Raw genomic sequence first — 23,062 nt, 5'->3', positions numbered from 1 at the left:
GCGCTCCGCCCTCGCCGCCGGTCGGGCAGGGGGCGGGTCGCCAAGGATTGTCGCCTCCGTCGCCGTGAAGCGACGTTTTCTGGCGACCCGTGGGGGAAGGGGGTATGACTCCGCAGGGCGGCCGCGGGAGAGGGGGCGACCAGGGCAGGTCGGCGGGTCGCCAAGAATTGTCGCCTGCAGCGCCGTGAGGCGACGTTTGTTGGCGACCCGTGGTGGGGTGTCCCGTGGGGGAGGAGGCGACCCGTGGCGCGAGGAGGGCGCAGCAGAGGCCGGCCTCCTGCCACACTGGGCGCATGTCCGCCCACCGCCGCGTGGGTCCCGAGGAGGCGCCCGAACACCGGTGGCCCCCGATCGTCGCCGTCGCGGCGGCGATGGTGCTCTGGATGCTGCTTCCCGGCTACTTCTTCCCGCCCCTGCGCGCGGCGGCCGTCGTGGCCTGCGCGGCGCTGATCCTGCCGCTGGTGGTGCTGAACCCCCATCACCTGACCCGGCAGACGGCGTGGTCGCGCGCGCTGTCGGTCGGACTCGTGCTCGTGCTGCTCGTCTTCAACCAGGTGCTGCTCGTGCGCCTGGTCTTCGAGCTGCTCACCGCGCCTCAGACCGAGGGGCTCAGCGTGCTCATCGCGGCCCTGCAGCTGTGGGCGACGAACGCGATCGCGTTCGGGCTGCTCCTGTGGGAGCTCGACGGCGGCGGTCCGGTCGCCCGCGCGGTGGGAGCACGCACCCGGGCGGGCTCCGACATCCAGTTCCCGCAGGACCTCGCGGACGAGTTCTCGCGGTGGCGCCCGCGCTTCTTCGATTACCTCTACGTGTCGATCACGGCGGGCATTGCGTTCTCGCCCGCGGATGCCGTGCCGCTCACCCGCCGCGCCAAGGCCTTTCTCGCCGCGGAGGCGGTGTCGGCCTACATCATCTCGGTGCTCGTCATCGCCCGGGCGGTCTCCACCGTCGCGTAGCGCCGCCGGGCGCATCGGGCGTCGGAGATGGGGCGAGCGTCGGGCATTCGCGCGTCGGAGATCCGACGTCCGGCGCATCCCCGACGCCCGGTGCCGCAGCCCTCAGCCGACGAGCCGCCCCACCTCGGCGACGGCGGCGGCGACGGCGGCATCGATCACCTGCTCGGGCGAGCCGTCGAGCTGCAGAAGCCGGTGCGCGCTGCCCTCGGTGGTGCACCAGCCCAGGTAGACGGTGCCGGCCGGATGCTGCCCCTGAGCGTCGGGGCCTCCCACGCCCGTCGCGGCCACCGCGACGTCGGCGGCCAGCAGCGTGCGCGCGCCGCGTGCGAGCTGCTCGGCGCAGGCCGCCGAGACGGGTCGGTGCCCTCCTCGACGCCGAGGACGCGCTCTTTGATGTCGGTGCGGTAGGCCACCACCGCGCCCGCGAACCACTCCCCGGCGTTCGGGCCCTTGCCGAGCGCCGCCGCGAGATTGCCGCTGGTGAGCGATTCGGCGGCCGCGATGCGCAGCCGACCGTCGGTCGCCCGCTGCGCGATCCGCTCGACGATCGATTCCACATCGACAGCCGCGCCGGTCATCGTCAGCGCTCGACCGGAGTGCGCTTCTCGGCGCTGACCATCCAGGCGAACTGCTCGAGGCTCTCGAGCACGCCGTGCAGGATGTCGGCGCTCGTCGGGTCCTCGTCGTCGATCGGGTCGTGCACCTCGCGCACCGTCTCGATGACGGCCTCGAGGCGCTCGGTGATCAGATCGATCGTGTCGCTCGTCGTGATCTCGCCGTGCGGGAAGGCGGGCAGCGTCGTCGTCTCGGCGACCGTGTCGGAACGGCCGTCCGGCAGCGCGTGCAGCGCGCGCATGCGCTCCGCGACCGAGTCGCTGAAGCCCCGCGCGGCATCGATGATCTCGTCGAGCTGCAGGTGCATGTCGCGGAAGTTCGCGCCGACCACGTTCCAGTGCGCCTGCTTGCCCTGCAGCTGCAGTTCGAGCAGGTCCACCAGCACGCGCTGCATGTTGTCGCTGAGCGTCGCCGAGGCGCGGAAGCCGCTCTCGGCGTTCTGCTCCTTCGTCAGGGTGGCGCCGCGGGCCTGACGGCGGCGACCGCGGGCGGGTGCGTCGTTCGTGGGCGTGCTTGTCATCTCGATCTCCTTCCGTGCCGAGGCATCGGCGTGCGGCACGTGTGGAACGCTAGGCCACCTGCTGTACCTCGTGCACGGGATTGTGGTGCGCGGGCGGCCCTGCTAGGTATCGCTCCCTCGGTACGCCGATCCGCCGAGCGTGTCAAGGGGATGAAAGCCCGCGCGGACAGGTCGTAGCGTGACGCCTCGTGCGGCGGTCGCCGCCGTGCCCCGAGAAGAGGAGAAGCGATGTCCGAGCACGACATGACGGATCCGACCACCGCCCACCGCGACGAGGGCTTCCCTCCGCACGAGCAGACCCAGCCCGGCCTGACGGGACCGACCGCGCCCGACCCCGACCACGGGGAGCGCTCCTACGTCGGGCACGGTCGTCTCGAGGGGCGACGGGCCCTGATCACGGGCGGCGACTCGGGCATCGGACGCGCCGTCGCCATCGCGTTCGCACGGGAGGGGGCGGATGTCGCCATCGCCCATCTGCCCGAGGAGGCCGCGGATGCCGCGGCCACCATCGGACACGTCGAGGCCGCCGGCCGCAAGGGCGTGGCCTTCGCCGGCGACGTGCGCGAAGAGGCCTTCGCGGTGGGGATCGTCGAGGACACCGTCGACGCGCTCGGGGGGCTCGACATCCTCGTGCTGAACGCCGCGTATCAGAAGGACCGCGACGGTCTGGAATCGATCCCCACCGACGAGTTCGACCGGGTCTTCCGCACCAACCTCTACGGCATCATGTTCAGCGCCCGGGCCGCGCTGCGGCACCTCTCCGCCGGCGCGAGCATCATCGTCACCTCGTCCATCCAGGCGTTCGAGCCCTCGCCCGGGCTGATCGACTACGCCATGACGAAAGCCGCGCAGGTGGCGTTCGTCAAGGCTCTCGCGCAGGAGGTCGGCCCCCGCGGCATCCGCGTGAACGCCGTCGCGCCCGGTCCGATCTGGACGCCCCTCATCCCCGCCACCGGCTTCGACCAGGGCAAGGTGGAGTCCTTCGGCAGCGAGACGCCGCTGGGCCGCGCCGGCCAGCCCGCCGAGCTCGCCGGAGCCTATGTGTACCTCGCCTCGGACGAGGCGACCTACGTGTCGGCGGGGGTGCTGCCGGTGACGGGCGGACGAGGGCTGTAGCGGCGTGCTCGCCAGATCTCACCGGGGGTCGCCGCTCCGCCTGAGCGCTTCACAGTGGCCTCGTAGCGCGCCGCCCTAGCGTGGGGGCATGACGATCTCGTTCGATGACGCGACCTTCTCCGCCACCCTCGAAGAGATGCGGGCCATGCGCGACGACTTCCAGCGCTTTCTGCTCGAGTACCGGTTCGGCCTGCAGGAGGTCGAGACGAAGATCTCGATCCTGCGCGACGAGTTCGAGCAGACCCACGCCTACACGCCCATCGAGCATGTCTCGAGCCGGGTGAAGACGCCCGACAGCCTCGCCGAGAAGGTCGCCCGCCGGGGCATCGACCCCTCGTTCGATGTGATCCGGCAAGAGATCACGGATGTCGCCGGCATCCGCATCACCGTCAGCTTCGTCGCCGATGCCTACCGTCTGTTCGACCTGCTCACCCAGCAGGACGACATCACGCTGCGCACGGTGAAGGACTACATCGCGCATCCCAAGCCGAACGGCTACAAGAGCCTGCACGCGATCGTCGAGGTGCCGGTCTTCCTCTCCACCGGCCGGGTGAGCGTGCCGGTCGAGGTGCAGTTCCGCACGATCGCGATGGATTTCTGGGCGAGCCTCGAGCACAAGATCTACTACAAGTACGACCGGCAGGTGCCCGACGGCCTGCTCGCGTCGCTGAAGGATGCCGCCGACACCGCCGCCGAGCTGGATGTGCGAATGGAGCGCCTGCACCGCGAGGTGCACGGCGAGGTGCCGGGCTCCGCATCCGGCGCGATGCACGCCCCGGCGCCTGCCGAGTGGCGCGGCGGCACCGGACCCCGCGTAGCGTAGGAACGATGCACGGCACCGTCACCGACCTCTACTTCTACCCGATCCGGGGGCTGAGCGCGCAGCGCCTGGATGCCGTGAGCGTCGGCCCCGACCGCGGCTTCCCCCTCGACCGGTGCTGGGCCCTGCCCACCCGGAACGGGGAGTACCGCACCGTGCGTGATCGGCCGCTCGGGTCGGGCAACGTGCACGGGCCGACGATGGACCCGCGTCTGGCCGGGGTGGCCACCTCGTTCGACCCGGAATCCGAGTGGCTCGAGGTGCGGGTGCAGGACCACCTCGTGCTGGCGTGCTCGCTGGCGAGCGAGGGCGGCGTGGCCGAGGCGGAGGAGTTCTTCGCGCGCGTGCTCGATCTCGAGCCCGAGGATCGGCCGCACCTCGTGCGCCGGGCGGATGCCGGCTACAACTTCGCCTACACGGCGTCGGTCTCGACGTCGCTCACCTGGGCCTGCCACGTCGTCAACCTTGCCTCGGTGCGCGATCTGGAGGAGCGCATCGGCCGCCCCGTCGATCCGCTGAGGTTCCGCGCGAACCTCTACGTCGACCTCGGCGAACCGTGGATCGAGAACGATCTGCTCGGGCGCACCTTCCGCGTCGGCGACGTGCAGCTGCGCGGTGAGATGGCGACGGCGCGCTGCGCCGCCACCGAGGTGAGTCTCGAGACGGCCGAGCGCGACATCCCGATCCCTCGCCTGCTCATGACGCACTACGGCCACACCGACTTCGGCATCTACGCGAACATCCTCACCGAGGGTGAGCTGCGCCCGGGCATGGATGTCGCGGCGACGGCCGCCGAGGACGCCCTGTGAGCGCCGGCGAGACCGCAATCGACGTGCGCGTGGTGCGTCGTCGCCCCCTCGCCGCCGACATCGACGAGTTCGCGCTGGGGGCTCCGGATGGACGGGCGCTGCCGGGATTCGAGGCCGGCGCGCACATCGACGTCGAGACGCCCGGCGCGCACCGCCGCAGCTACTCGCTGTGCACCGGGGGCGCCGAGGCGCCGTCGGAATACGTGATCGCCGTCGACCGCCGCCACGACGGCGAGGGCGGCTCGATCAGCATGCACCGCGACGCGACGCCCGGCACCGCTCTGCGCGTCTCGGCACCCAGCCCGGCGTTCACCGCGCACGCCGCGACCGACGAGGCGGTGCTGATCGCCGGGGGAATCGGGATCACCGCCGTGCGCGGCCTGCTCCACGACCTCACGGCGAGCGGGCGGTCCGTCACCACGGCCTATCTGGTGCGCGAGCGCGCCCGCGCGGCCTACCTCGACGAGATGGCCGCCGCCGGTGCCGACGTGCACATCGCGAGCGAGAACGACGGACGGCGCTACGACCTCTGGCCGCTGCTCGAGGACCCGACGGGCAAGGAGCTGTACTGCTGCGGGCCCGCCGGCCTCATGCGCTCCGTGCGCGCGCTGACGATGCACTGGCGGGCGTCGCGCCTGCACTTCGAGGACTTCCTCGGCGTCTCGGCCGTCGACCCGTTCGGGGGTCCCTTCACCGCCGAGTGGGCACCGACGGGCGAGTCCATCGCGGTGGATGCCTCGTCCTCACTGCTCGAGCGGCTCACCGCGGCGGGCGTGTCGGTGCCGAGCTCGTGCCGCTCCGGAACCTGCGGCACCTGCCGGGTGCGCCTGCTCGAGGGCACCCCGCAGCATCGCGACGTCGTGCTGACCGACGAGGAACGGTGCGAGCAGATCATCACCTGCGTGTCCAGGGCCGAGGGCACAGTGCGGCTCGCCCCGCTCTGACATCCGCCACAGCCCGCCGCCGTGCGCGACCGCGGCGACCATGCGGGAGGATGAGGACATGCCCGCGCAGCCGTCCGCCCCGCAGACCACCCGCCCCGCCTTCCTGCCCGCGCTCATCGCCGCGGCGGCGCTGCTGTCGGGCATCCCCCTGCTCGGCGCCGACTGGTTCCTGCTGATCCGGTTCATCGTCGCGATCATGGCGCTGATCGTCGCGTGGTTCGCCGTGCAGGCCTCGCAGTGGTGGTGGACGGTGGTGTTCTTCGCGGTCGCGATCGTGTGGAACCCGATCTTCCCCGTGCCCGTGGAGGGGCCGTGGTGGATCGTCGCGCACGTCGTGGTGGCGGCGCTCTTCGCCGTCGCGGGCGCGCTGATCCGGGTTCCGCTGACGCGGACGTGACGCCTCGCACACCCGCGCGCCGGGGTTTACAGTGACAGCATGAGTGTGAACCCCCCGTACCGCGCCGACATCGTCGGATCGTTCCTGCGACCCGAGCCCCTCAAGGCCGCCCGCGCCGACCGCGCCGCAGGCCTCATCGACGACGCCGGGCTGCGCGAGGTCGAGGACGCGCAGATCCGCGACCTGGTGCAGAAGGAGGCCGACAACGGCCTCGCGCTCGCCACGGACGGCGAGTTCCGCCGATCGTGGTGGCACTTCGACTTCTACGGCATGCTCGACGGGGTCGACCTGGTCGATCTCGACCACGGCATCCAGTTCCAGGGGGTGCAGACGAAGCCGAAGGGCCTGCACCTGAGCGCTCCGCTGGGATTCTCCGAGACCCACCCGATGCTCGCGCACTATCGCAGCCTGAGCGCGACGATCGCAGAGACGACCGGCGCGCAGCCGAAGTTCAGCATTCCTGCGCCGACGGTGCTCGACTTCCGGCTCGAGCCCGACCACATCGACCCCCGCGTGTATGCGGGCCGCGACGCGTACGTGGACGACCTGGTGCAGACGTACCGCGACGCCATCGCCGCCTTCTACGCGGCCGGATGCCGGTACCTGCAGTTCGACGACACGGCCTGGGCCTATCTGTGCAGCGAGGAGGAGGTGCTCAAGGCCCGAGACCGCGGCATCCGCACCGAGGGCCTGGCCGAGCGTTACGCCGACATCCTCAACCGGGTGCTCGCCGGCAAGCCCGACGACCTGGTCGTGACGACGCACGTGTGTCGCGGCAACTTCCGCTCCACCTGGATCTCGTCCGGCGGCTACGAGCCGATCGCCGAGCAGCTGCTCGGGCGGGTGGCGTATGACGGGTTCTTCCTCGAGTACGACAGCGACCGCGCCGGTGGCTTCGAGCCGCTGCGCTTTCTTCCGCGGGGCGAGCAGACCGTCGTGCTCGGGCTCATCACCTCGAAGAGCGGGGAGCTCGAGGACGTGGATGCCGTCAAGAAGCGCATCGACGAGGCATCCGCGTTCGCGCCGCTCGAGCAGCTGGCCCTCAGCCCGCAGTGCGGGTTCGCCTCGACCGAGGAGGGCAACGTGCTGACCGAAGAGGAGCAGTGGGCGAAGATCCGCGAGGTCGTCGCGATCTCGGAGGATGTCTGGCGCTGAGGCCGTCGGCTCCGGCGGGGTGAGCGGGCGTGCCGCTAGCCTGAGCAGATGCCGTTGAGCGACTCCGCCTTCCTGCTCGTCGCGGCCATCGCCGTGCTGGCGCCGCTGCTGGCGCGCGGGGTCTCGCGGGTCGTGCGGGTGCCGATCGTGGTGTTCGAGCTCGTGCTCGGCATCCTGGTCGGCCCGGCCGTGCTCGGCTGGGTCACCCCGGACCGGCTGATCGAGTGGTTCGCCGACCTGGGGCTGGCGGTGCTGTTCTTCATGGCCGGCAACGAGATCGACGCCCGCGTGCTGCGGGGCCGCACCGGTGCCCGCGCCTCGATCGGATGGGTCATCAGTCTCGGCGCCGGCATCCTCGCGGGCTTCCTGCTGGCCCCTGGCCCGGCCGCGGTCGTGATCGGGATCGCGCTCTGCTCCACCGCCCTCGGCACCCTGTTGCCGATCCTGCGCGACGACCAGCTGCTCGACACCCCGTTCGGGCGCTCCCTCATGGCCATCGGCGCGGTCGGCGAGTTCGGTCCCCTCGTGGCGATCTCGCTGTTCATGTCGGGGCGCAGCATCGGCCCGGCGACGATCGTGCTGCTCGCCTTCGTCGCCGTGGCGGCCGGGGCGCTCCTGCTCGCCATGCGGATGCCGCACGGCAGCCTGCACCGCGTGGTCACGGCGACGCTGCACACCTCGGGCCAGTTCGCGGTGCGCACCATCATGCTCATCCTGGGGGCGCTCGTCGCCCTCAGCCTCTTCCTCGACCTCGACATGCTGCTGGGGGCATTCGTCGCCGGTCTGATCTGGCAGTTGATCATGCGCAACGCCCCCGAGGGGGATCGCCACCAGGTGGAGTCCAAGATCGAGGCGGTGGGGTTCGGGGTCTTCGTACCCGTCTTCTTCATCTACACGGGCATCACCTTCGACCTCGACGCCCTCGTCACCGATCCGTCCGTCGCCGTTCTGGTGCCCGTCTTCCTCGTCGCGCTGCTGGTCATCCGTGGACTGCCGTCGCTGCTGGCCGCGCCACTGGGGGCGTCCCCGCGCGAACGGGCCGCGGTCGCCTTCCTCGGCGCGACGGGCCTGCCCGTGATCGTCGCCGTCACCGGCATCGGCGTGAGCGAAGAGATCCTCACGACCGGCATGGCCTCGGCGCTGGTGGGTGCGGGGATGCTGTCGGTGCTGCTGTATCCGCTGATCGGAATGGCGCTGCGCGGCATCCACGACGAGGGACGGCACCTGCCGCCCGTGCAAGAGGACGCCGCCTGAGCGCATCGTGCCCCTCCGGGCCTAGCATGTAGCGGTGGACTTCTCCTTCGCCTTCACGCCGGATCTGATCCCGGTCTTTCTGACCCTGTTCGTGCTCGAGGTCGTGCTCGGCGTCGACAACGTCATCTTCATCTCGATCCTGGCCTCGAAGCTGCCGAAGGAGCAGCAGGCCAAGGCGCGCAACCTCGGCCTGACGCTCGCGATGCTGATGCGGGTGGTGCTGGTGCTGTTCGCGGGCTGGATCATCACCCTGAGCGACGAGCTGTTCGAGCTGTTCGGCATCGGCTTCTCGTGGAAGGACATCATCCTCATCGCGGGCGGGCTCTTCCTGGTCTACAAGGCCGTCACCGAGATCCACCACAAGCTCGAGGGGGCCGAGGAGGGGCATGGCGCCGGCGGCGTCAAGGCGGTCACCTTCGGCGCGGTGATCGCCCAGATCCTGCTGCTCGACCTGGTGTTCTCGCTCGACTCGGTCATCACCGCCGTCGGGATGACCGAGAACCTCGTGGTCATCATCACGGTCGTCGTGCTCGCGTTCGGCATCATGCTCTTCGCCGCCCGCTTCATCTTCGCGTTCGTCAACGCGCACCCCACGGTGAAGATGCTGGCGCTGTCTTTCCTGCTGCTGATCGGCGTGTTCCTCGTGGCCGAGGGCTTCGGCTTCCACATCGACAAGGCCTTCATCTACGGCCCGATGGCCTTCGCGATCCTGGTCGAGGCGCTCAACCTGTTCGCCGCGGCCCGCACGGCCAAGCGCGAGCACGCACGTCGCGCTGCGGTGCAGCTGCGGCCCCGCTATCCCGACATCGACGAGTCGATCGCCGTCGACGCCGCGACCACGCGCGGCCCGGAGGCGGGCTCGGTGGGGCTCTCGGGGCGGCCCGTCGAGGGAGTCCGCGAAGCGGCCGAGCGGCGGGCCGGCCTGGGATGAGCCCCGAGCGCGGGTGCCGAGCACGTGCCGAAGGAGCCGCGTGACGGATGCCGGCGGCGCGGCGGCCGGCATCGCGTCGATGCTTGCCGAGGCCCGGTCCCGGCTCGCCGACGTGCCGCAGGTGCGGCTCGGGGAGTGGACCTCGCCGCCGCGGTGGGTCGCCGCGCTGCGACCGCCGCGCATCGTCCCCCGGGCTTCCGCCTGGCACCTGGGCGTGGTGCTGCTGGGGGAGGCCGAGCTCTACGCCACCGGTGACGTCGTGCGGGCCAGCGATCCCGGCCGTCGCGGCTACGCCGCGCAGGCCGCCCGCACGCGAGCGGAGTGGGCCGCCGCGGCGCGACGGGGCGGTTTCGCGGAGGGCGAGCCCGCGCACGTCGGCTGGCGGCGCCTCGATCTGGGCGCTTTCGCCCGCACGGGGGCCGAGGGGCCGCTCGCGGTGATCGACGGCACGGTGGGGGTGCGGTGGAGCCCGGGTGCCCGGCACGTGCCCCTCGAGGGGTACCTCGCGGAGCGGATCGAGCTGCTGCGGCATCCCCCCGCCGGCGCGACCTGAGCGGCGGCCGGCGCGGGATATGCTCAGGTCGTGGGACGCTTCATCTACGACACGCTGAACAACTCGATCGACATCGAGGATCGCACGCTCGCGCACCTTCGCATCGTGATCATGAACAAGCTGCGCCGCAGCGAGCCGTTCATGTTCACGGTCGAGCTCGACAGTGAGGGGATCACCCGCCGCAGCTTCTGGGTGCACCCCTCGGTCCCGCTGCAGTTCGCCTTCCACGGCAGCCGTGAGCCGCGTCTGAACCGCGCGTGGATCGACGCGCTCATGAACTCGGCGTCCAGCCCCAACGGGCTGCAGGTGGTTCCCGAACCGCCCGAGGCGCCCGCGGCCGCGCCCACGGAGGAGTGAGGCCGAGGTCTCCCTCGTCGAGGCGTCGGTCTAGTCGACCGGCTGCGGGGTGCCGCGTCGGGAGTGGCGGTCGCCGCGCTCGGAATCGGAGCGGCTGACCTCGTCGACGTGCGCGTGTTCGACCTCCGCCGATTCGACCTTGGCGTTCTCGATCACGACGTTCTTCTCGTCCTCGGCCTCGTCCTGCGCGACGTCGAAGAACTCCGAGACGAGCATGATGCCGCCGGAGGAGTTGGCGGACTTCACCAGCTCGTCCATCCACTCGCGGCTGAGCACCGCGGGCTCCGGGTCGTCGAAGACGAACCGCAGCGGGATGGACGGGTGCAGCCAGATCGTGCTGCGCCCTCGCGGCTGGTCTTCGGGATGCCGCCACGAGACCGTGAAGCTCTCGCCCCGGCGCAGCTTGGTCGCGATGACGACCTTCAGGTGCGCCAGAGCGCGGTCTTCGATGTTGATCGGCGTCTCAGAACCGCCGTAATAGATCGTGCCCACCGCACAAGAATAGTCCGCCGCGAGAGTTCTGCCGTACCGTGGCCGCGTGCCGCCGCGCACGGCTCATAGGTGCTCGCGTGGGCCCTGTCAATCGTGTGTCGCTGTCGTGCCGAGTGCGCGAGAGTGGACGCAATGGAGGGGTGGTGCCGATGGCCGGCCGGAACTCGCAGGACGCGCACGACGACGAGGGCGAGCGCGCCGAGGTGCTGGCCGATCTGCGAGACGCCCTCGACCTGGAGTTCATCGACGGTGAACTGCTGCCGGGGCCGCACCGCGGAGCGCGGGATCGCGTGTGGTCGCCCGCCCCCGAGGAGGGCGTGGCCGAGTGAGTGGTCGACGCACCCCGCTGGGCTAGGGTGAGAAGCCCCGAAACGGGCCCCGACGCGAGGAGAACCGTGCAGAGCTGGCCAGGATCGACCTACCCGCTGGGCGCGACGTACGACGGCAGCGGGACCAACTTCGCCCTCTTCAGCGAGAACGCCGAACGTGTCGAGCTGTGCCTGTTCAGCGAGACGGGGGAGGAGACCCGCGTCGAGCTGGTCGACATCGACGCGTACATCTGGCACGCCTACCTGCCCCAGGTCGCGCCCGGTCAGCGTTACGGGTATCGCGTGCACGGGCCGTACGACCCCGCATCCGGCCAGCGGTTCAATCCGAACAAGCTGCTGCTCGACCCGTACGCCAAGGCCGTGGCCGGCGACATCACCTGGGGGCAGTCGGTGTTCAGCTACACCTTCGGCGACCCGGATTCGCGCAACGACGAGGACTCCGCGGGCGACATGATGCTCGGCGTCGTCGTCAACCCCTTCTTCGACTGGGCGGGTGACCGGCAGCCCAAGACACCGTATGCGTCGTCGTTCATCTACGAGGGCCACGTCAAGGGCCTGACCGCCCTGCATCCCGACATCCCCGACGACATCCGGGGCACCTACAACGGCATCGCGCACCCCGCGATGATCGACCACCTGCAGCGGCTCGGGGTGACGGCCCTCGAGCTGATGCCGGTGCACCAGTTCGTAAACGACAGCCTGCTGCAGGAGAAGGGCCTGTCGAACTACTGGGGATACAACACGATCTCGTTCTTCGCCCCGCAGAACACCTACTCGTCCACAGGCGAGCTCGGCCAGCAGGTGCAGGAGTTCAAGGGGATGGTGCGCTCGCTGCACGCCGCCGGCATCGAGGTGATCCTCGACGTGGTCTACAACCACACGGCCGAGGGCAACCACCTGGGGCCCACCCTGTCGATGCGGGGGATCGACAACTGCGCCTACTACCGCCTCGAAGACGACGACAAGCGGTACTACACCGACTACACGGGCACCGGGAACAGCCTCAACGTGGGCAACCCCCACACCCTGCAGCTGATCATGGACTCCCTGCGCTACTGGGTGCTCGAGATGCACGTCGACGGATTCCGCTTCGACCTGGCCTCGACGCTTGCCCGCGAGTTCTACGACGTCGACCGCCTGTCGACCTTCTTCGAGATGGTGCAGCAGGATCCGGTCGTCTCGCAGGTCAAGCTGATCGCCGAGCCGTGGGACATCGGTCCCGGCGGCTATCAGGTGGGCAACTTCCCCCCGCAGTGGACCGAGTGGAACGGCAAGTACCGCGACACCGTGCGCGACTTCTGGCGCGGCGAGCCGCAGGCCCTCGGCGAGTTCGCCTCGCGGCTGACCGGGTCGGCCGACCTCTATGAGACGTCCGGCCGCTTTCCCGTCGCCTCGATCAACTTCGTCACCGCGCACGACGGCTTCACGCTGCACGACCTCGTCAGCTACAACGACAAGCACAACGAGGCCAACGGCGAAGACAACAACGACGGTGAGTCACACAACCGCTCGCACAACTTCGGCGTCGAGGGACCCACCGACGACCCCGAGGTACAGACCCTGCGCGCCCGCCAGCAGCGCAACTTCATCGCGACGCTGCTGCTGTCGCAGGGCGTGCCGATGCTGCTGCACGGCGACGAGATGGGACGCACGCAGCGGGGCAACAACAACGGGTACGCGCAGGACAACGAGCTCACCTGGATGCACTGGGACGACGCCGACCAGCCGCTGATCGAGTTCACCGCCGCGCTGGCGCGCCTGCGCAGCGAGCACCCGACGTTCCGCCGCGGCCGGTTCTTCGACGGCCGTCCGGTGCGGCGCGAGAAGGGCCAGGGCCTGCCCGACCTGGTGTGGCTGCGCCCGGACGGCACCGAGATGCAGCCCGAGGACTGGGAGTCGGGGTTCGGCCGGGCGGTGGGCGTGTTCCTCAACGGCAACGGCATCCGCGAGCGGGACAGGAGAGGAGAGCCGATCTCCGACAAGCACTTCATCATCCTGTTCAACGCCAGCGACGAGCGGCTGGACTTCCATCTTCCCGACCTCGACTTCTCGCCCCGGTGGGACGTCATCATCGACACCGCGGGCGATCTCGCCGACACCCGCCCGATCGGGCCGGGGGAGCACGTCGATCTGCAGGGGTACTCGCTCATCCTGCTTCGCGAGCACATCGCACCCGAACCCGAGATCGACCACTCCGTCGCGGCATCGCTCGCCGGGTTCACGAACAACCACCTCGACGGCTCCCCACAGCCCTCGAAGCCCGAGACGGGCCACTGACGCGGAGGACCGCGGAACCCTGGGAGGACACATCGTGACGACAACGCCGCGTTCCACGTATCGGCTGCAGATCCGCGAGGCGTTCGACCTGGATGCCGCGGCATCCGTCACCTCGTATCTGCGCGACCTCGGCGCCTCCTGGGCCTATCTCTCGCCCCTGCTGGCGGCCACGCCCGGCTCGGACCACGGCTACGACGTCGTCGATCCCACCCGGGTCGACAGGGCGCGCGGGGGGCCGGAGGCGCTCGAGCGGTTCGCGGCGGCGGCGCGCACGGCGGGTCTCGGCATCCTGGTCGACACGGTGCCGAACCATCAGGGGGTCTCGCGCCCCCGCGAGAACCCGATGTGGTGGGACGTGCTGCGCGCAGGGCGCGACTCCCGCTACGCCGAGGCCTTCGACATCGACTGGGAGTTCGGGAACGGCGCCCTGCGCGTCCCCGTGCTCGGGGCCGACATCGACCAGGTGATCGCCGACGGAGAGCTGCGGGTCGATGCCGAGCCCGCCGACGACGCGCCGCACGGGCTGCTGCGCTACTACGACAACGTGTTCCCGCTGGCCGAGGGGTCGATCCACGACGACGAGGTCGATCGCCTCGACGAGCCGGACGTGGTGCGGGCGGTGCACGACCGCCAGCACTACGCGCTGCTGTTCTGGCGGCGTGAGGCGGCGGAGCTGAACTATCGCCGTTTCTTCGCCGTGACGACGCTCGCCGGCGTGCGCGTCGAGGTGCCCTGGGTGTTCGACGAGACCCACGCCGAGATCCTGCGCTGGCTGCGCGAGGGGCTTGTCGACGGCCTGCGGGTCGACCACCCCGACGGTCTCGCCGACCCCGGTGCGTACCTGGACTGCCTCGCGGACGCCACCGGCGGGGCGTACGTGCTGGTGGAGAAGATCCTCGAGCACGGTGAGGCGCTGCCGTCGTGGTGGCGCACGGAGGGCACGACCGGCTATGACGCGATGGCCGAGACCGACCGTCTGCTGATCGACCCCGCCGGACAGGCCGGGCTCGGCGAGCTCGACGCGCGGCTCCGGGCCGACACGGGGCTGCCGACGGCGCAGTCCTGGGCCGACCTCATCCACGACACCAAGCGCGGGATCGCCGACACGATCCAGGCCGCCGAGGTGGCGCGCCTGGCGCGGATGCTGGTGGCACCGGTCACCGGCGCGACGGATGCGCTCGCGGAGCTGCTGGCCTGCTTTCCCGTCTATCGCTCCTACCTGTCCGCCGGGCGCGAGCACCTCGACCACGCGATCGCCGAGGCGCTGCGGCGCCGGCCCGAACTCGCGGGGGCGATCGACGCGATCGCGCCGCAGCTGGCCGACCCCCGCCATCCGATCGCGCGGCGGTTCGAGCAGACCACCGGGCCCGTGATGGCCAAGGGTGTCGAGGACACGGCCTTCTACCGCGACACCCGGCTGGGCACCCTCACCGAGGTGGGCGGCGACCCGTCGGTGTTCGCCCTGGATGCGGCGGGCTACCACGCCGCGCAGGCGGCGCGGCACGCGTCCTGGCCGCTGGCGATGACCTCGCGCTCCACGCACGACACCAAGCGCGGTGAGGACGTGCGCGCCCGTCTCTCGGTGCTCGCGGAGATGCCCGGGCGGTGGTCCGACGTGCTGGGCACCCTGCGCCAGGCGGCGTCGAGCGGACACGGCCCGTTCGACAACCTGCTCTGGCAGGCGATCGTCGGCTCCTGGCCCGCGTCCAGGGAGCGCCTGCACGCCTATGCCGAGAAGGCCGCGCGCGAGGCGGCCGAGGCCACCGGGTGGTGGGACCCCGACGAGGCGTTCGAGGCCCGGATGCACGCCGTGGTGGATGCCGCGTTCGATGACCCCGCGGCATCCGCGGCGCTGGCGGGGTTCGTCGACGAGATCGCGCCGTACGGCTGGTCCAACGGCCTGTCGGCGAAGCTGCTGCAGCTGACGGGCCCGGGGGTGCCCGACGTGTACCAGGGCTCGGAGCTGTGGGAGATGAGCCTCGTCGACCCCGACAACCGGCGCCCGGTGGATTTCGCCGAGCGTGCGCGGATGCTGGGCGAGATCGACGAGGGCCTCGATCGGGGCGAGACGCCGCCGGTCGACGAATCCGGTCGCGCGAAACTGCTGCTGACCTCGCGAGCGCTGCGGCTGCGGCGCGATCGCCCCGACCTGTTCATGCGCTACACGCCCCTGACCGTCGTGGGCGCTGCCGCGGGCCACGCCGTGGCGGTGGACCGGGGCGGGGCGCTCGCGGTCGCCACGCGGCTGCCGGCGGGCCTGGCCGCACGCGGCGGGTGGGGCGACGCGGCGCTGATGCGCCCGGCGGTGCCGGCGGTGGATGTGCTGACGGGACGGCGGTACGAGGGGGGCGAGGTCGCGCTCGCCGAACTGCTCGATGTCTACCCCGTGGCGCTGCTGGTGCCGGCCGAGGATGATCATCTGCACGGTCACTGAGCGACGAGCGCAGCGGCCCCCGGTCATTGAGCGACGAGCGCAGCGGCCCCCGGTCATTGAGCGACGAGCGCAGCGAGGAGACGAAATGACGACAGGCACCATCGAGGTCTGGGCTCCGGCGGTCGAGCGGATGCGCGTGCGGCGCCCGGGCGAGGCCGACACCGAGATGTCGCCGCGGGGCGACGGCTGGTGGACGACCGAGCTCGGACTGACCGACGGCGAGCGCTACGGATTCGTGCTGGGCGACGGCGATGAGCTGCGCCCCGATCCGCGATCGCGGCGGCAGCCCGACGGGGTGCACGCGGCATCCGCGTTCTTCGACCCCGGGCAGCACACCTGGCTCGATCACTCCTGGACGGGGCGACAGCTCGCGGGCGGCCTGATCTACGAGCTGCACATCGGCACGTTCACGCCCGAGGGCACGCTCGACGCCGCGGTCGAGCGCCTCGACCACCTGCTCGACATCGGCGTCACGCACGTCGAGCTGCTCCCCGTCAACGGCTTCAACGGCGTGCACAACTGGGGCTACGACGGCGTGCTCTGGTACACGGTGCACGAGGCCTACGGCGGCCCCGCCGCCTACCAGCGCTTCGTCGACGCCGCGCACGGCAAGGGGCTCGCCGTCATCCAGGACGTCGTCTACAACCACCTCGGACCCAGCGGCAACTACCTGCCCGAGTTCGGGCCCTACCTGCGGCAGGGCAGTCGCAACACCTGGGGCGACTCCGTCAACCTCGACGAGCCCGCCGTGCGCGCGTTCATCGTCGACAACGCCCTGATGTGGATGCGGGACCATCACGTCGACGGCCTGCGCCTCGACGCCGTGCACGCGCTGCTCGACGAGCGCCCGACGCACATCCTCGCCGAGCTGGCCGCGGCATCCGACGCCCTCTCGGCGCATCTGGGCAGGCCGCTGTCGCTGATCGCGGAATCCGACATGAACGAGCCGAGACTGATCCTGCCGCGCGAGGCCGGCGGATACGGCCTCACGGCGCAGTGGAGCGACGACTACCACCACGCCGTGCACGTCGCCGTGTCGGGCGAGACAGCCGGCTACTACGCGGATTTCGCCGCCCCCGACGCGCTCGTGAAGACCTCGACGCGCGGGTTCTTCCACGACGGCACGTACTCGTCGTTCCGCGGCCGGGAGCACGGCTCGCCGATCCCGCCCGAGGTGCCGACCTGGCGCCTGGTGACGTTCGGGCAGGATCACGACCAGATCGGCAACCGGGCGGCCGGGGATCGCCTGTCGCAGTCCCTGTCCGCCGACAGGCTCGCCGTGGCGGCCGTGCTCACGCTGACAGCGCCGTTCACGCCGATGCTGTTCATGGGCGAGGAATGGGGGGCCTCGACGCCCTGGCAGTTCTTCACCTCGCACCCCGAGCCCGAGCTGGGTGAGGCGACCGCCAAGGGGCGCATCGCGGAGTTCGAAGCGATGGGGTGGGACGAGTCGGTCGTGCCCGACCCGCAGGACCCCGAGACCTTCCGGCGCTCGAAACTGGACTGGTCCGAGCCCTCTCACGGCGACCACGCGCGGCTGCTCGCGCTGTACCGCGATCTCGCGGCTCTGCGGCGTGCGCGCCCCGAGCTGACCGACCCGTCGTTCGCCTCGGTCGCGGCCTCGGTTCCGGCCGAGGGGGCGTTCCGCCTCGACCGCGGTGCACTGTCGGTGCTCGTGAACCTGGGGGCGCATCCGGTCTCGTTCGAGGTCGCGGCGGAGGGGACCGTGCTGCTGGCGACGGATGCGGGCGGCGTGCCGATCGCGGACCGCCGGGCCACGCTTGCGCCGGGCTCGGCCGCGGTGATCGGCCCGCGGCTCCCATAGCGCGGCGCCCTCCCGCCCTCCCGCCCGCCGAGAAATCAGCGTTCGCGCGAGACCACTCGCGATGCGGTGCGTTTGGCGCGAACGGTGGTTTCTCGTGGGACGCCCGCGGCATCCGAAACGCGACTGAAACGTGCGCGCGGTAGCGTCGCCCTCAGCGTTCACCGTAAGCGAAAGCCCGTCTCGCGCGGGTGACTGGAAAGACGTGAAGTGGCTGCCCGTGAAATCCCACGGCCGCCCTTCGAGGCGGCCTCATGATTGAGGAGTTGCGATGAGTTTCCACGTTCCCACCGTCGACATCACGCCGTACGTGCACGATGGCTCGCCCGAGGCGCGCGCCGAGGTGGCGCGACAGATCGACGACGCCTGCCGCACGGTCGGCTTCATCCAGATCACCGGCCACGGCATCCCGGATCGGATCACGACCGGGCTGACCGAGGCGATGGACCGCTTCTTCGCCCTCGAGCTCGACGAGAAGAAGGCGTACCGCACGCCCCCGAAGATCAACCGCGGGTACAGCCCGCCCAAGTCCGAGTCGCTCAGCCTGTCGCTCGGTGTGGAGTCGGCGACCCGCATGAACGACTTCTTCGAGGCGTTCAACGTCGGCGCGGGCGAGGCCGACTACCCGCACGTGCCCGCGCTGCCGCAGCCGGACTACGCCGAGAACGTGTGGCCGGCCGTGGCGGGCTTCGAGGAGCAGGTGCAGGCGTACTTCGGCCAGGCCGGGCGCGTGGCCCGCACCATGACGCGCATCTTCGCCGACGCGCTCGGGCTGGAGCCGGACTTCTTCGACCGTTACACCGACCACTCGCTCGACGTGATGCGCATGAACAACTACGCGCTGCCGGCGGGCACCGACATCCAGCTCGACGGCGACCTGATGGGAATGGGCGAGCACACCGACTACGGCATCGTCACGATCCTGTGGGCCGATCAGGTGCGCGGGCTGCAGGTGCTCGGCGCCGACGGCTCCTGGAACGACGTCTCGCCGGCCGATGACGCGCTGCTGATCAACCTGGGCGACGTCACCGCGCGCTGGACGAACGAGCGGTGGATGTCGACGCTGCACCGGGTCAAGCCGCCGATCGTGAACGGCACGATCGAGCGGCGCCGTTCGGCGGCGTTCTTCCACGACGGCAACGTCGACGCCACGATCAGCACGCTGCCCTCGTGCGTGGATGCCGCCCACCCCGACCTGTACGAGCCGATCACGATCGGCGAGCACATCGGCGCCAAGCTCGCCGGCTCGCGCGCCGGCAAGCGCAACGAGCGGGCCGAGCGCGAATCGGCCCGGGTGCTGGCCAGCCAGCGCACGTGACGGTCCGCTCCCTCCGTCTCGAAGACGCGGCCGCGCGCAGCTGGCCCTCGGGTGAGCCATGTGCGCATTTGCGGCGACGGGGCGGAGGGGGCGTCGTAGGGTGAACAGATGAGCACGCGTGTTGCGGCGGCATCCCGCCCCCTCGACCTGGTCCGGCAGATCGTCGTCATCTCGTCGATGGGATTCGCCATCGTCGCGGTGCTCGTCGGCGTCGGCGGACTGGGCGGCACCTCCGTCGAGAACACCCAGGGCGGCGCCCTCGACTCCGACGCCACCTACCTGGCGCCGGCCGGACCGGCGTTCTCGATCTGGTCGGTGATCTATCTGGGGCTCGCCGCCTATGTCGCGTGGCAGGCGCTGCCCGCGCAGCGCGCGTCCGTGCGCCAGCGCGCGGTGGGCTGGTGGATCGCCCTCACGATCGTGCTGAACGGACTCTGGCTCGTCGCGGCTCAGCTGCTCGACGTCGTGTGGACGGTCGTGGTGATCTTCGCGCTGCTCGTCGCGCTGGCCGTGACGTTCCAGCGCACCGTCGCGACGCGCATTCCCAGAGACGGCGTCATCGACGCGGCCCTCATCGACGGGGTCACCGGACTGCATCTGGGCTGGGTCAGCCTCGCCTCGGCCACAAACGTCGCCGCCTGGCTCACCGAGACCGGCCCGGCGTCGTGGGAGGCCTACGCCGACGCGTGGGGCATCGCCGTACTGATCGTGCTGGGTCTGGTCGGAATGGCGATCGCATTCTTCAGCGGATGGCGCGTCGCCCCGGGGCTGGCGATCGCCTGGGGCGCCGTCTGGCTGGCGGTGGGCCGGCTGGCGGCCGAGCCGCAGAGCACCCCGATCGCGATCGCGGCGATCGTCGTCGCGGTGATCGTCGGGGGCGTTCCGCTCGTGGTGTCAGGTCTGCGGATGCTGCGTCCGCAGGGCGACTGATTCCGGGTCACCGAGCGTCCTGATCCGCAGGCGAGGTCAGAGCGCGAGCGCCGCGAATGCCCGCACGGCGCGCGGCGGCTCCGTCAGGGGCGTCGCCCGCACACGCTCGGCGATCTGCTCGAACTGCTCGACGTCGAAGTAGCCGTCGTTGCGATAGACCTGCATGCGATCGATGAACGCCTGCGCCGTCGGCTCGGGGTGGAACTGCGTCGCATACAGGGTGGTGCCCACGCGGTACGCCTGCACGGGGCATGCGTCGTTGCGTGCCAGCAGCACGGCGCCGGGGGGCGCCTCGCCGGTGCCCTCCTTGTGCGCCGTGAGGGCGGTGAACCGGGGCGGGAGGTCGGCGAAGACGGGATCGTCGGCGCCGTCGGCGGTGAGTTCGACGGATGCCGGCCCGGTGGCCTCGGGGTAGGCGCGGGTCACGGCGCCGCCCAGCATCCTGGTCACGATGCCGATGCCGTAGCAGGTGAACAGCGCTGCCGTCGCGCCGTCCGCGGCACGCGCCGCGATCTGCTCGAGCTCGGACTCCATGCGCCGCTGCGACTGCGTCTTCGACGTCTCGGGGTCGGCGACGTTGAACGGGCTGCCGCCGATCACGAAGCCGGAATACGTGTCGAAGACACCGGCCGGCAGAGGGTCGTGTACCAGGTCGTGGGCGTGCAGCATCGGCTCGGGCAGCTGGGCTGCCTCGAGAAAGGAGCGGTACTCGGCCTCGGCCGCCTCGGTCTGAGGGCGCGCGCACACACAGAGCAGTGGTCGCGCGCCGGCGGGGGCGTGGGTCATGCGGTCGAGTCTAGGTCGCCGGCGCCGAGACGAAGGGGGTCAGCCGCGCGAGGATCGGGCGGTGCGTCCGCGCACGATACCGACGAAGTCCTCGACGTCGGGTGTCGTGCGGTCGGCGAGCCAGGCGAGGGCGACCGTCGACGCGGGACCGCGCGCCAAAGGCCGGTAGGACACGTCGCGGCGCCGGTGCAGCCGGGCCAGCGACTGGGGGACGATGACGATCGCCGCCCCGGTGGCGACCAGGGCGATCGCCTCCTCGGTGGATGCCGGGGCCGCGAAACGGGGGGTGGTGGTCTGCGGCAGATGCAGTCCGGGCAACACGTCGTCATCCGGGATGACCCGTACCTCCCCCCGCAGATCCTCGGGCTGGAGCTCGTCGGCGGCGGCCAGCGAGGAGTCCTCGCCGAAGACCACGACGGGGATCTCGTCGTACAGGGGGATCATGTGCAGCCCGTCCCCGGGTATCGGCAGGCGGACGAGGGCGGCATCCACGGATCGGTCGTCCAAGACCCTGCGCGCGTCTCTCGCCGCGATCGGGACGAGGACCAGGTCCACGCCCGGAAGTCGTTCCCGCCACCGTGAGATCCATGTTCCAGGTGTGGCGCCGGGGATCGCTCCCAGACAGAAGACCCCTGTGCGCGGCGGAGGGGCGCCGGTCGACGACTCCGGTGCGGGCACGCGCGGGGCGGTCGTCCGTCGCCCGGCGCGTGCGTCGCCCGGTCGTGCCCGGCGCGCTCCGCCGGCTGCGCCTCGTCCGCCCCTCGCCATGCGCAACAGGCTATCCCGGCGTTCGTCGCTGCCCCGACGGGCCGCCCGTGTTCTCACGGGCGGACGGCCCGCGTCAGGCGGCCAGGCGCAGACCTCGCCGGTCGGTCGCCACGGCCTCGTCGTCGTCGATCGACTCGTCGTCGCCGATCAGCGCGCCCACGGCGACGCGCGCGCGGTCGCCGACGTGCGTTCGCACGCCGATCCTCGCACGCGACCCGACCAGGGCCGCTCGCCCCACGTGCGCGTGCGCTTCGATGACGGCGTCGTGCCCGACCATCGCGTCCGATTCGACCCACGCCCCGCGCATCACCTTCGCCCCGGCGGCGATTCGCGCACCGGGTTCGACGTACGCGCCCGCCTCGACGAGCGCGCTCGCGTGCACCTTCGCGCCGTGCGCGATGAGTCCGCGCCCGTTCGCGTGCTTGCGATAGCGCAGCGTCTCGCCGTTGTCGCGTTCGATGTCGACGTAGTTCTTGCCCACTTCATCCTCCCGCGGATCGGGTTGGAGCCGAATAAACGACAACGAATGGATCGGCCCATTCATTCCCTGTGATCGGCGTCACGAGGGATTCGGTGCGGAGTCGTTTGCGGATTGCCCATTGTGGCCGGAATCTGCGGGCGCCGGTGCCCGGTTGCGCGGTCTGCGGGTGCAAGCCTATGATCGCCGCCCCACGTCGGCGGCGGCCGGGGTTACGCCTGCCGCGGCTGGCAGCGCGGACACCAGAAGACGTTCCGCTCGCGGGTCGCGTCCGAGCCCAGGCTGCCCGACCGGATCTTCGTGCCGCACCGCCGGCAGGGGCGGTGCTCCCGTCCGTACACCCAGGTCGCCCGGCCGGGCCGGGCGTCGCCGGTGAAGGTGCGCCCCGGTCCGGCCAGATTCTGTCGCATCATGCGCGCCCCGAGCTCGACGATCGCGAGGGCGTCGAGGCGGGCGGCAGGCGTGTTCGGGTGGATGCCGCGCACGAACAGCATCTCGTTCGCGTATTCGTTGCCGAAGCCGGCCACGAGGCGCTGGTCGAGCAGAGCGACGTGGACGGCGCGATCATCGGCGGCGAGACGGCGGGCGGCTTCGGCAGCGTCCCAGTCGTCGGCGAGCGGGTCGGGACCGAGGTGGCCGACGACGCGGTGCTCCTCGCGGGTGGGCAGCACCTCGACCATCGCGAGGTCGAAGCCGACCGTCTGCCACTGGCTCGTCGCCACCACGGCGCGGGCGCGGAAGGCGGGGGCGCGCCACCGTGCGCCCGGGCGGTAGATGTGCCACGCGCCCTCCATCTTCAGATGGGAGTGCAGCGTGTGCTCGCCGATGCGGTGCAGGATGTGCTTGCCGCGCGGCACCACCTCGCGCACGGTCTCACCGGTGAGATCCGCCGTGGCGCTGCCGGGAACGCGGATGTCGAAGTCGGTGATCACCGCACCGGCGAGCACCTCGGACAGATGGTGCGCCGTGCGCCAGACGGTGTCCCCCTCAGGCACTGTCGG

The 23,062-nt window shown here is 71.1% G+C and carries 22 protein-coding genes and 2 pseudogenes; 17 read left to right on the top strand and 7 right to left on the bottom strand.

Features of this window, described 5'->3' with window-relative positions; genetic code table 11:
* Positions 1-293: 293 nt before the first annotated feature.
* Entirely contained in the window at positions 294-956 is a 663-nt protein-coding gene (locus M4I32_RS07795; RefSeq protein WP_319033912.1) for a hypothetical protein, read from the top strand.
* A 102-nt stretch (positions 957-1,058) separates the two neighbouring features.
* Here M4I32_RS07795 and M4I32_RS07790 read toward each other — a convergent pair.
* Together M4I32_RS07790 and M4I32_RS07785 are read right to left on the bottom strand one after the other, a co-directional pair.
* Positions 1,059-1,534 (bottom strand): annotated as a pseudogene (locus M4I32_RS07790) (CinA family protein).
* 2 nt (positions 1,535-1,536) lie between these two features.
* Positions 1,537-2,091: a DNA starvation/stationary phase protection protein gene (locus M4I32_RS07785; protein WP_319033911.1), complete on the bottom strand. Its 555-nt coding sequence runs from the start codon at positions 2,089-2,091 to the stop codon at positions 1,537-1,539.
* 228 nt (positions 2,092-2,319) lie between these two features.
* On the opposite strand from M4I32_RS07785, the gene M4I32_RS07780 reads away from it, so the two are divergent.
* The 10 genes from M4I32_RS07780 to M4I32_RS07735 all read left to right on the top strand — a co-directional run bounded on the left by M4I32_RS07780 (position 2,320) and on the right by M4I32_RS07735 (position 10,427).
* On the top strand, positions 2,320-3,207 hold the full coding sequence (locus tag M4I32_RS07780; protein WP_319033910.1) for an SDR family oxidoreductase: 888 nt from the start codon (positions 2,320-2,322) through the stop codon (positions 3,205-3,207).
* Positions 3,208-3,295: 88 nt separating this feature from the next.
* Complete coding sequence (locus M4I32_RS07775; RefSeq protein WP_319033909.1) at positions 3,296-4,030, top strand: GTP pyrophosphokinase family protein; 735 nt, start codon at positions 3,296-3,298, stop codon at positions 4,028-4,030.
* 5 nt (positions 4,031-4,035) lie between these two features.
* Entirely contained in the window at positions 4,036-4,836 is an 801-nt protein-coding gene (locus tag M4I32_RS07770; RefSeq protein ID WP_319033908.1) for an MOSC domain-containing protein, read from the top strand.
* On the top strand, positions 4,833-5,780 hold the full coding sequence (locus M4I32_RS07765) for a PDR/VanB family oxidoreductase (protein WP_319033907.1): 948 nt from the start codon (positions 4,833-4,835) through the stop codon (positions 5,778-5,780). The genes M4I32_RS07770 and M4I32_RS07765 overlap by 4 nt, the downstream gene beginning before the upstream one ends.
* A 58-nt stretch (positions 5,781-5,838) precedes the next feature.
* Positions 5,839-6,177 carry a DUF6804 family protein gene (locus tag M4I32_RS07760; protein WP_319033906.1) on the top strand — a complete coding sequence of 113 codons (339 nt, stop codon included), beginning with the start codon at positions 5,839-5,841 and terminating at the stop codon, positions 6,175-6,177.
* A gap of 39 nt (positions 6,178-6,216) precedes the next feature.
* Positions 6,217-7,332: a 5-methyltetrahydropteroyltriglutamate--homocysteine S-methyltransferase gene (locus M4I32_RS07755; protein WP_319033905.1), complete on the top strand. Its 1,116-nt coding sequence runs from the start codon at positions 6,217-6,219 to the stop codon at positions 7,330-7,332.
* Positions 7,333-7,380: 48 nt separating this feature from the next.
* A complete protein-coding gene (locus M4I32_RS07750; protein ID WP_319033904.1) occupies positions 7,381-8,586 on the top strand; it encodes a cation:proton antiporter in 1,206 nt (401 codons plus the stop codon).
* A 34-nt stretch (positions 8,587-8,620) separates the two neighbouring features.
* On the top strand, positions 8,621-9,517 hold the full coding sequence (locus M4I32_RS07745; RefSeq protein ID WP_319033903.1) for a TerC family protein: 897 nt from the start codon (positions 8,621-8,623) through the stop codon (positions 9,515-9,517).
* 40 nt (positions 9,518-9,557) lie between these two features.
* Positions 9,558-10,070 carry a glutaminase gene (locus tag M4I32_RS07740; protein WP_319033902.1) on the top strand — a complete coding sequence of 171 codons (513 nt, stop codon included), beginning with the start codon at positions 9,558-9,560 and terminating at the stop codon, positions 10,068-10,070.
* 30 nt (positions 10,071-10,100) lie between these two features.
* Positions 10,101-10,427, top strand: coding sequence for an ATP-dependent DNA ligase (locus M4I32_RS07735; protein ID WP_319033901.1), 327 nt, complete (start codon positions 10,101-10,103; stop codon positions 10,425-10,427).
* Positions 10,428-10,619: 192 nt separating this feature from the next.
* Here M4I32_RS07735 and M4I32_RS07730 read toward each other — a convergent pair.
* A pseudogene (locus M4I32_RS07730) lies at positions 10,620-10,919 on the bottom strand (hypothetical protein); the annotation flags it as partial.
* Between the two features lie 149 nt (positions 10,920-11,068).
* Between M4I32_RS07730 and M4I32_RS07725 the strand changes: the two are divergent.
* The 6 genes from M4I32_RS07725 to M4I32_RS07700 all read left to right on the top strand — a co-directional run bounded on the left by M4I32_RS07725 (position 11,069) and on the right by M4I32_RS07700 (position 20,029).
* Positions 11,069-11,248, top strand: a complete 180-nt coding sequence (locus M4I32_RS07725; protein ID WP_319033900.1) for a hypothetical protein — start codon at positions 11,069-11,071, stop codon at positions 11,246-11,248.
* A 66-nt stretch (positions 11,249-11,314) separates the two neighbouring features.
* On the top strand, positions 11,315-13,525 hold the full coding sequence (gene glgX, locus M4I32_RS07720) for a glycogen debranching protein GlgX (RefSeq protein ID WP_319033899.1): 2,211 nt from the start codon (positions 11,315-11,317) through the stop codon (positions 13,523-13,525).
* 34 nt (positions 13,526-13,559) lie between these two features.
* On the top strand, positions 13,560-15,959 hold the full coding sequence (gene treY / locus M4I32_RS07715) for a malto-oligosyltrehalose synthase (protein WP_319033898.1): 2,400 nt from the start codon (positions 13,560-13,562) through the stop codon (positions 15,957-15,959).
* Positions 15,960-16,044: 85 nt separating this feature from the next.
* Positions 16,045-17,784 carry a malto-oligosyltrehalose trehalohydrolase gene (gene treZ / locus M4I32_RS07710; RefSeq protein ID WP_319033897.1) on the top strand — a complete coding sequence of 580 codons (1,740 nt, stop codon included), beginning with the start codon at positions 16,045-16,047 and terminating at the stop codon, positions 17,782-17,784.
* Between the two features lie 268 nt (positions 17,785-18,052).
* Entirely contained in the window at positions 18,053-19,099 is a 1,047-nt protein-coding gene (locus tag M4I32_RS07705) for an isopenicillin N synthase family dioxygenase (protein WP_319033896.1), read from the top strand.
* A 108-nt stretch (positions 19,100-19,207) separates the two neighbouring features.
* Positions 19,208-20,029, top strand: coding sequence for a TspO/MBR family protein (locus tag M4I32_RS07700; RefSeq protein WP_319033895.1), 822 nt, complete (start codon positions 19,208-19,210; stop codon positions 20,027-20,029).
* A 36-nt stretch (positions 20,030-20,065) separates the two neighbouring features.
* Here M4I32_RS07700 and M4I32_RS07695 read toward each other — a convergent pair whose 3' ends face one another.
* The 4 genes from M4I32_RS07695 to M4I32_RS07680 form a co-directional block, all read right to left on the bottom strand.
* Complete coding sequence (locus M4I32_RS07695) at positions 20,066-20,815, bottom strand: glutamine amidotransferase-related protein (RefSeq protein WP_319033894.1); 750 nt, start codon at positions 20,813-20,815, stop codon at positions 20,066-20,068.
* A 39-nt stretch (positions 20,816-20,854) separates the two neighbouring features.
* Entirely contained in the window at positions 20,855-21,493 is a 639-nt protein-coding gene (locus tag M4I32_RS07690) for a LysR family substrate-binding domain-containing protein (protein WP_319033978.1), read from the bottom strand.
* Between the two features lie 163 nt (positions 21,494-21,656).
* Positions 21,657-22,064 (bottom strand): transferase, encoded by a 408-nt coding sequence (locus tag M4I32_RS07685; protein WP_319033893.1) that lies wholly within the window; start codon positions 22,062-22,064, stop codon positions 21,657-21,659.
* A 209-nt stretch (positions 22,065-22,273) separates the two neighbouring features.
* Complete coding sequence (locus tag M4I32_RS07680) at positions 22,274-23,056, bottom strand: DNA-formamidopyrimidine glycosylase family protein (protein ID WP_319033892.1); 783 nt, start codon at positions 23,054-23,056, stop codon at positions 22,274-22,276.
* Positions 23,057-23,062 lie beyond the last annotated feature (6 nt).

It is taken from the genome of Microbacterium sp. LRZ72, from assembly GCF_033792225.1.
In the GTDB taxonomy this organism is placed as follows: domain Bacteria; phylum Actinomycetota; class Actinomycetes; order Actinomycetales; family Microbacteriaceae; genus Microbacterium.
This window is presented reverse-complemented; position numbering and strand designations above follow the sequence as displayed.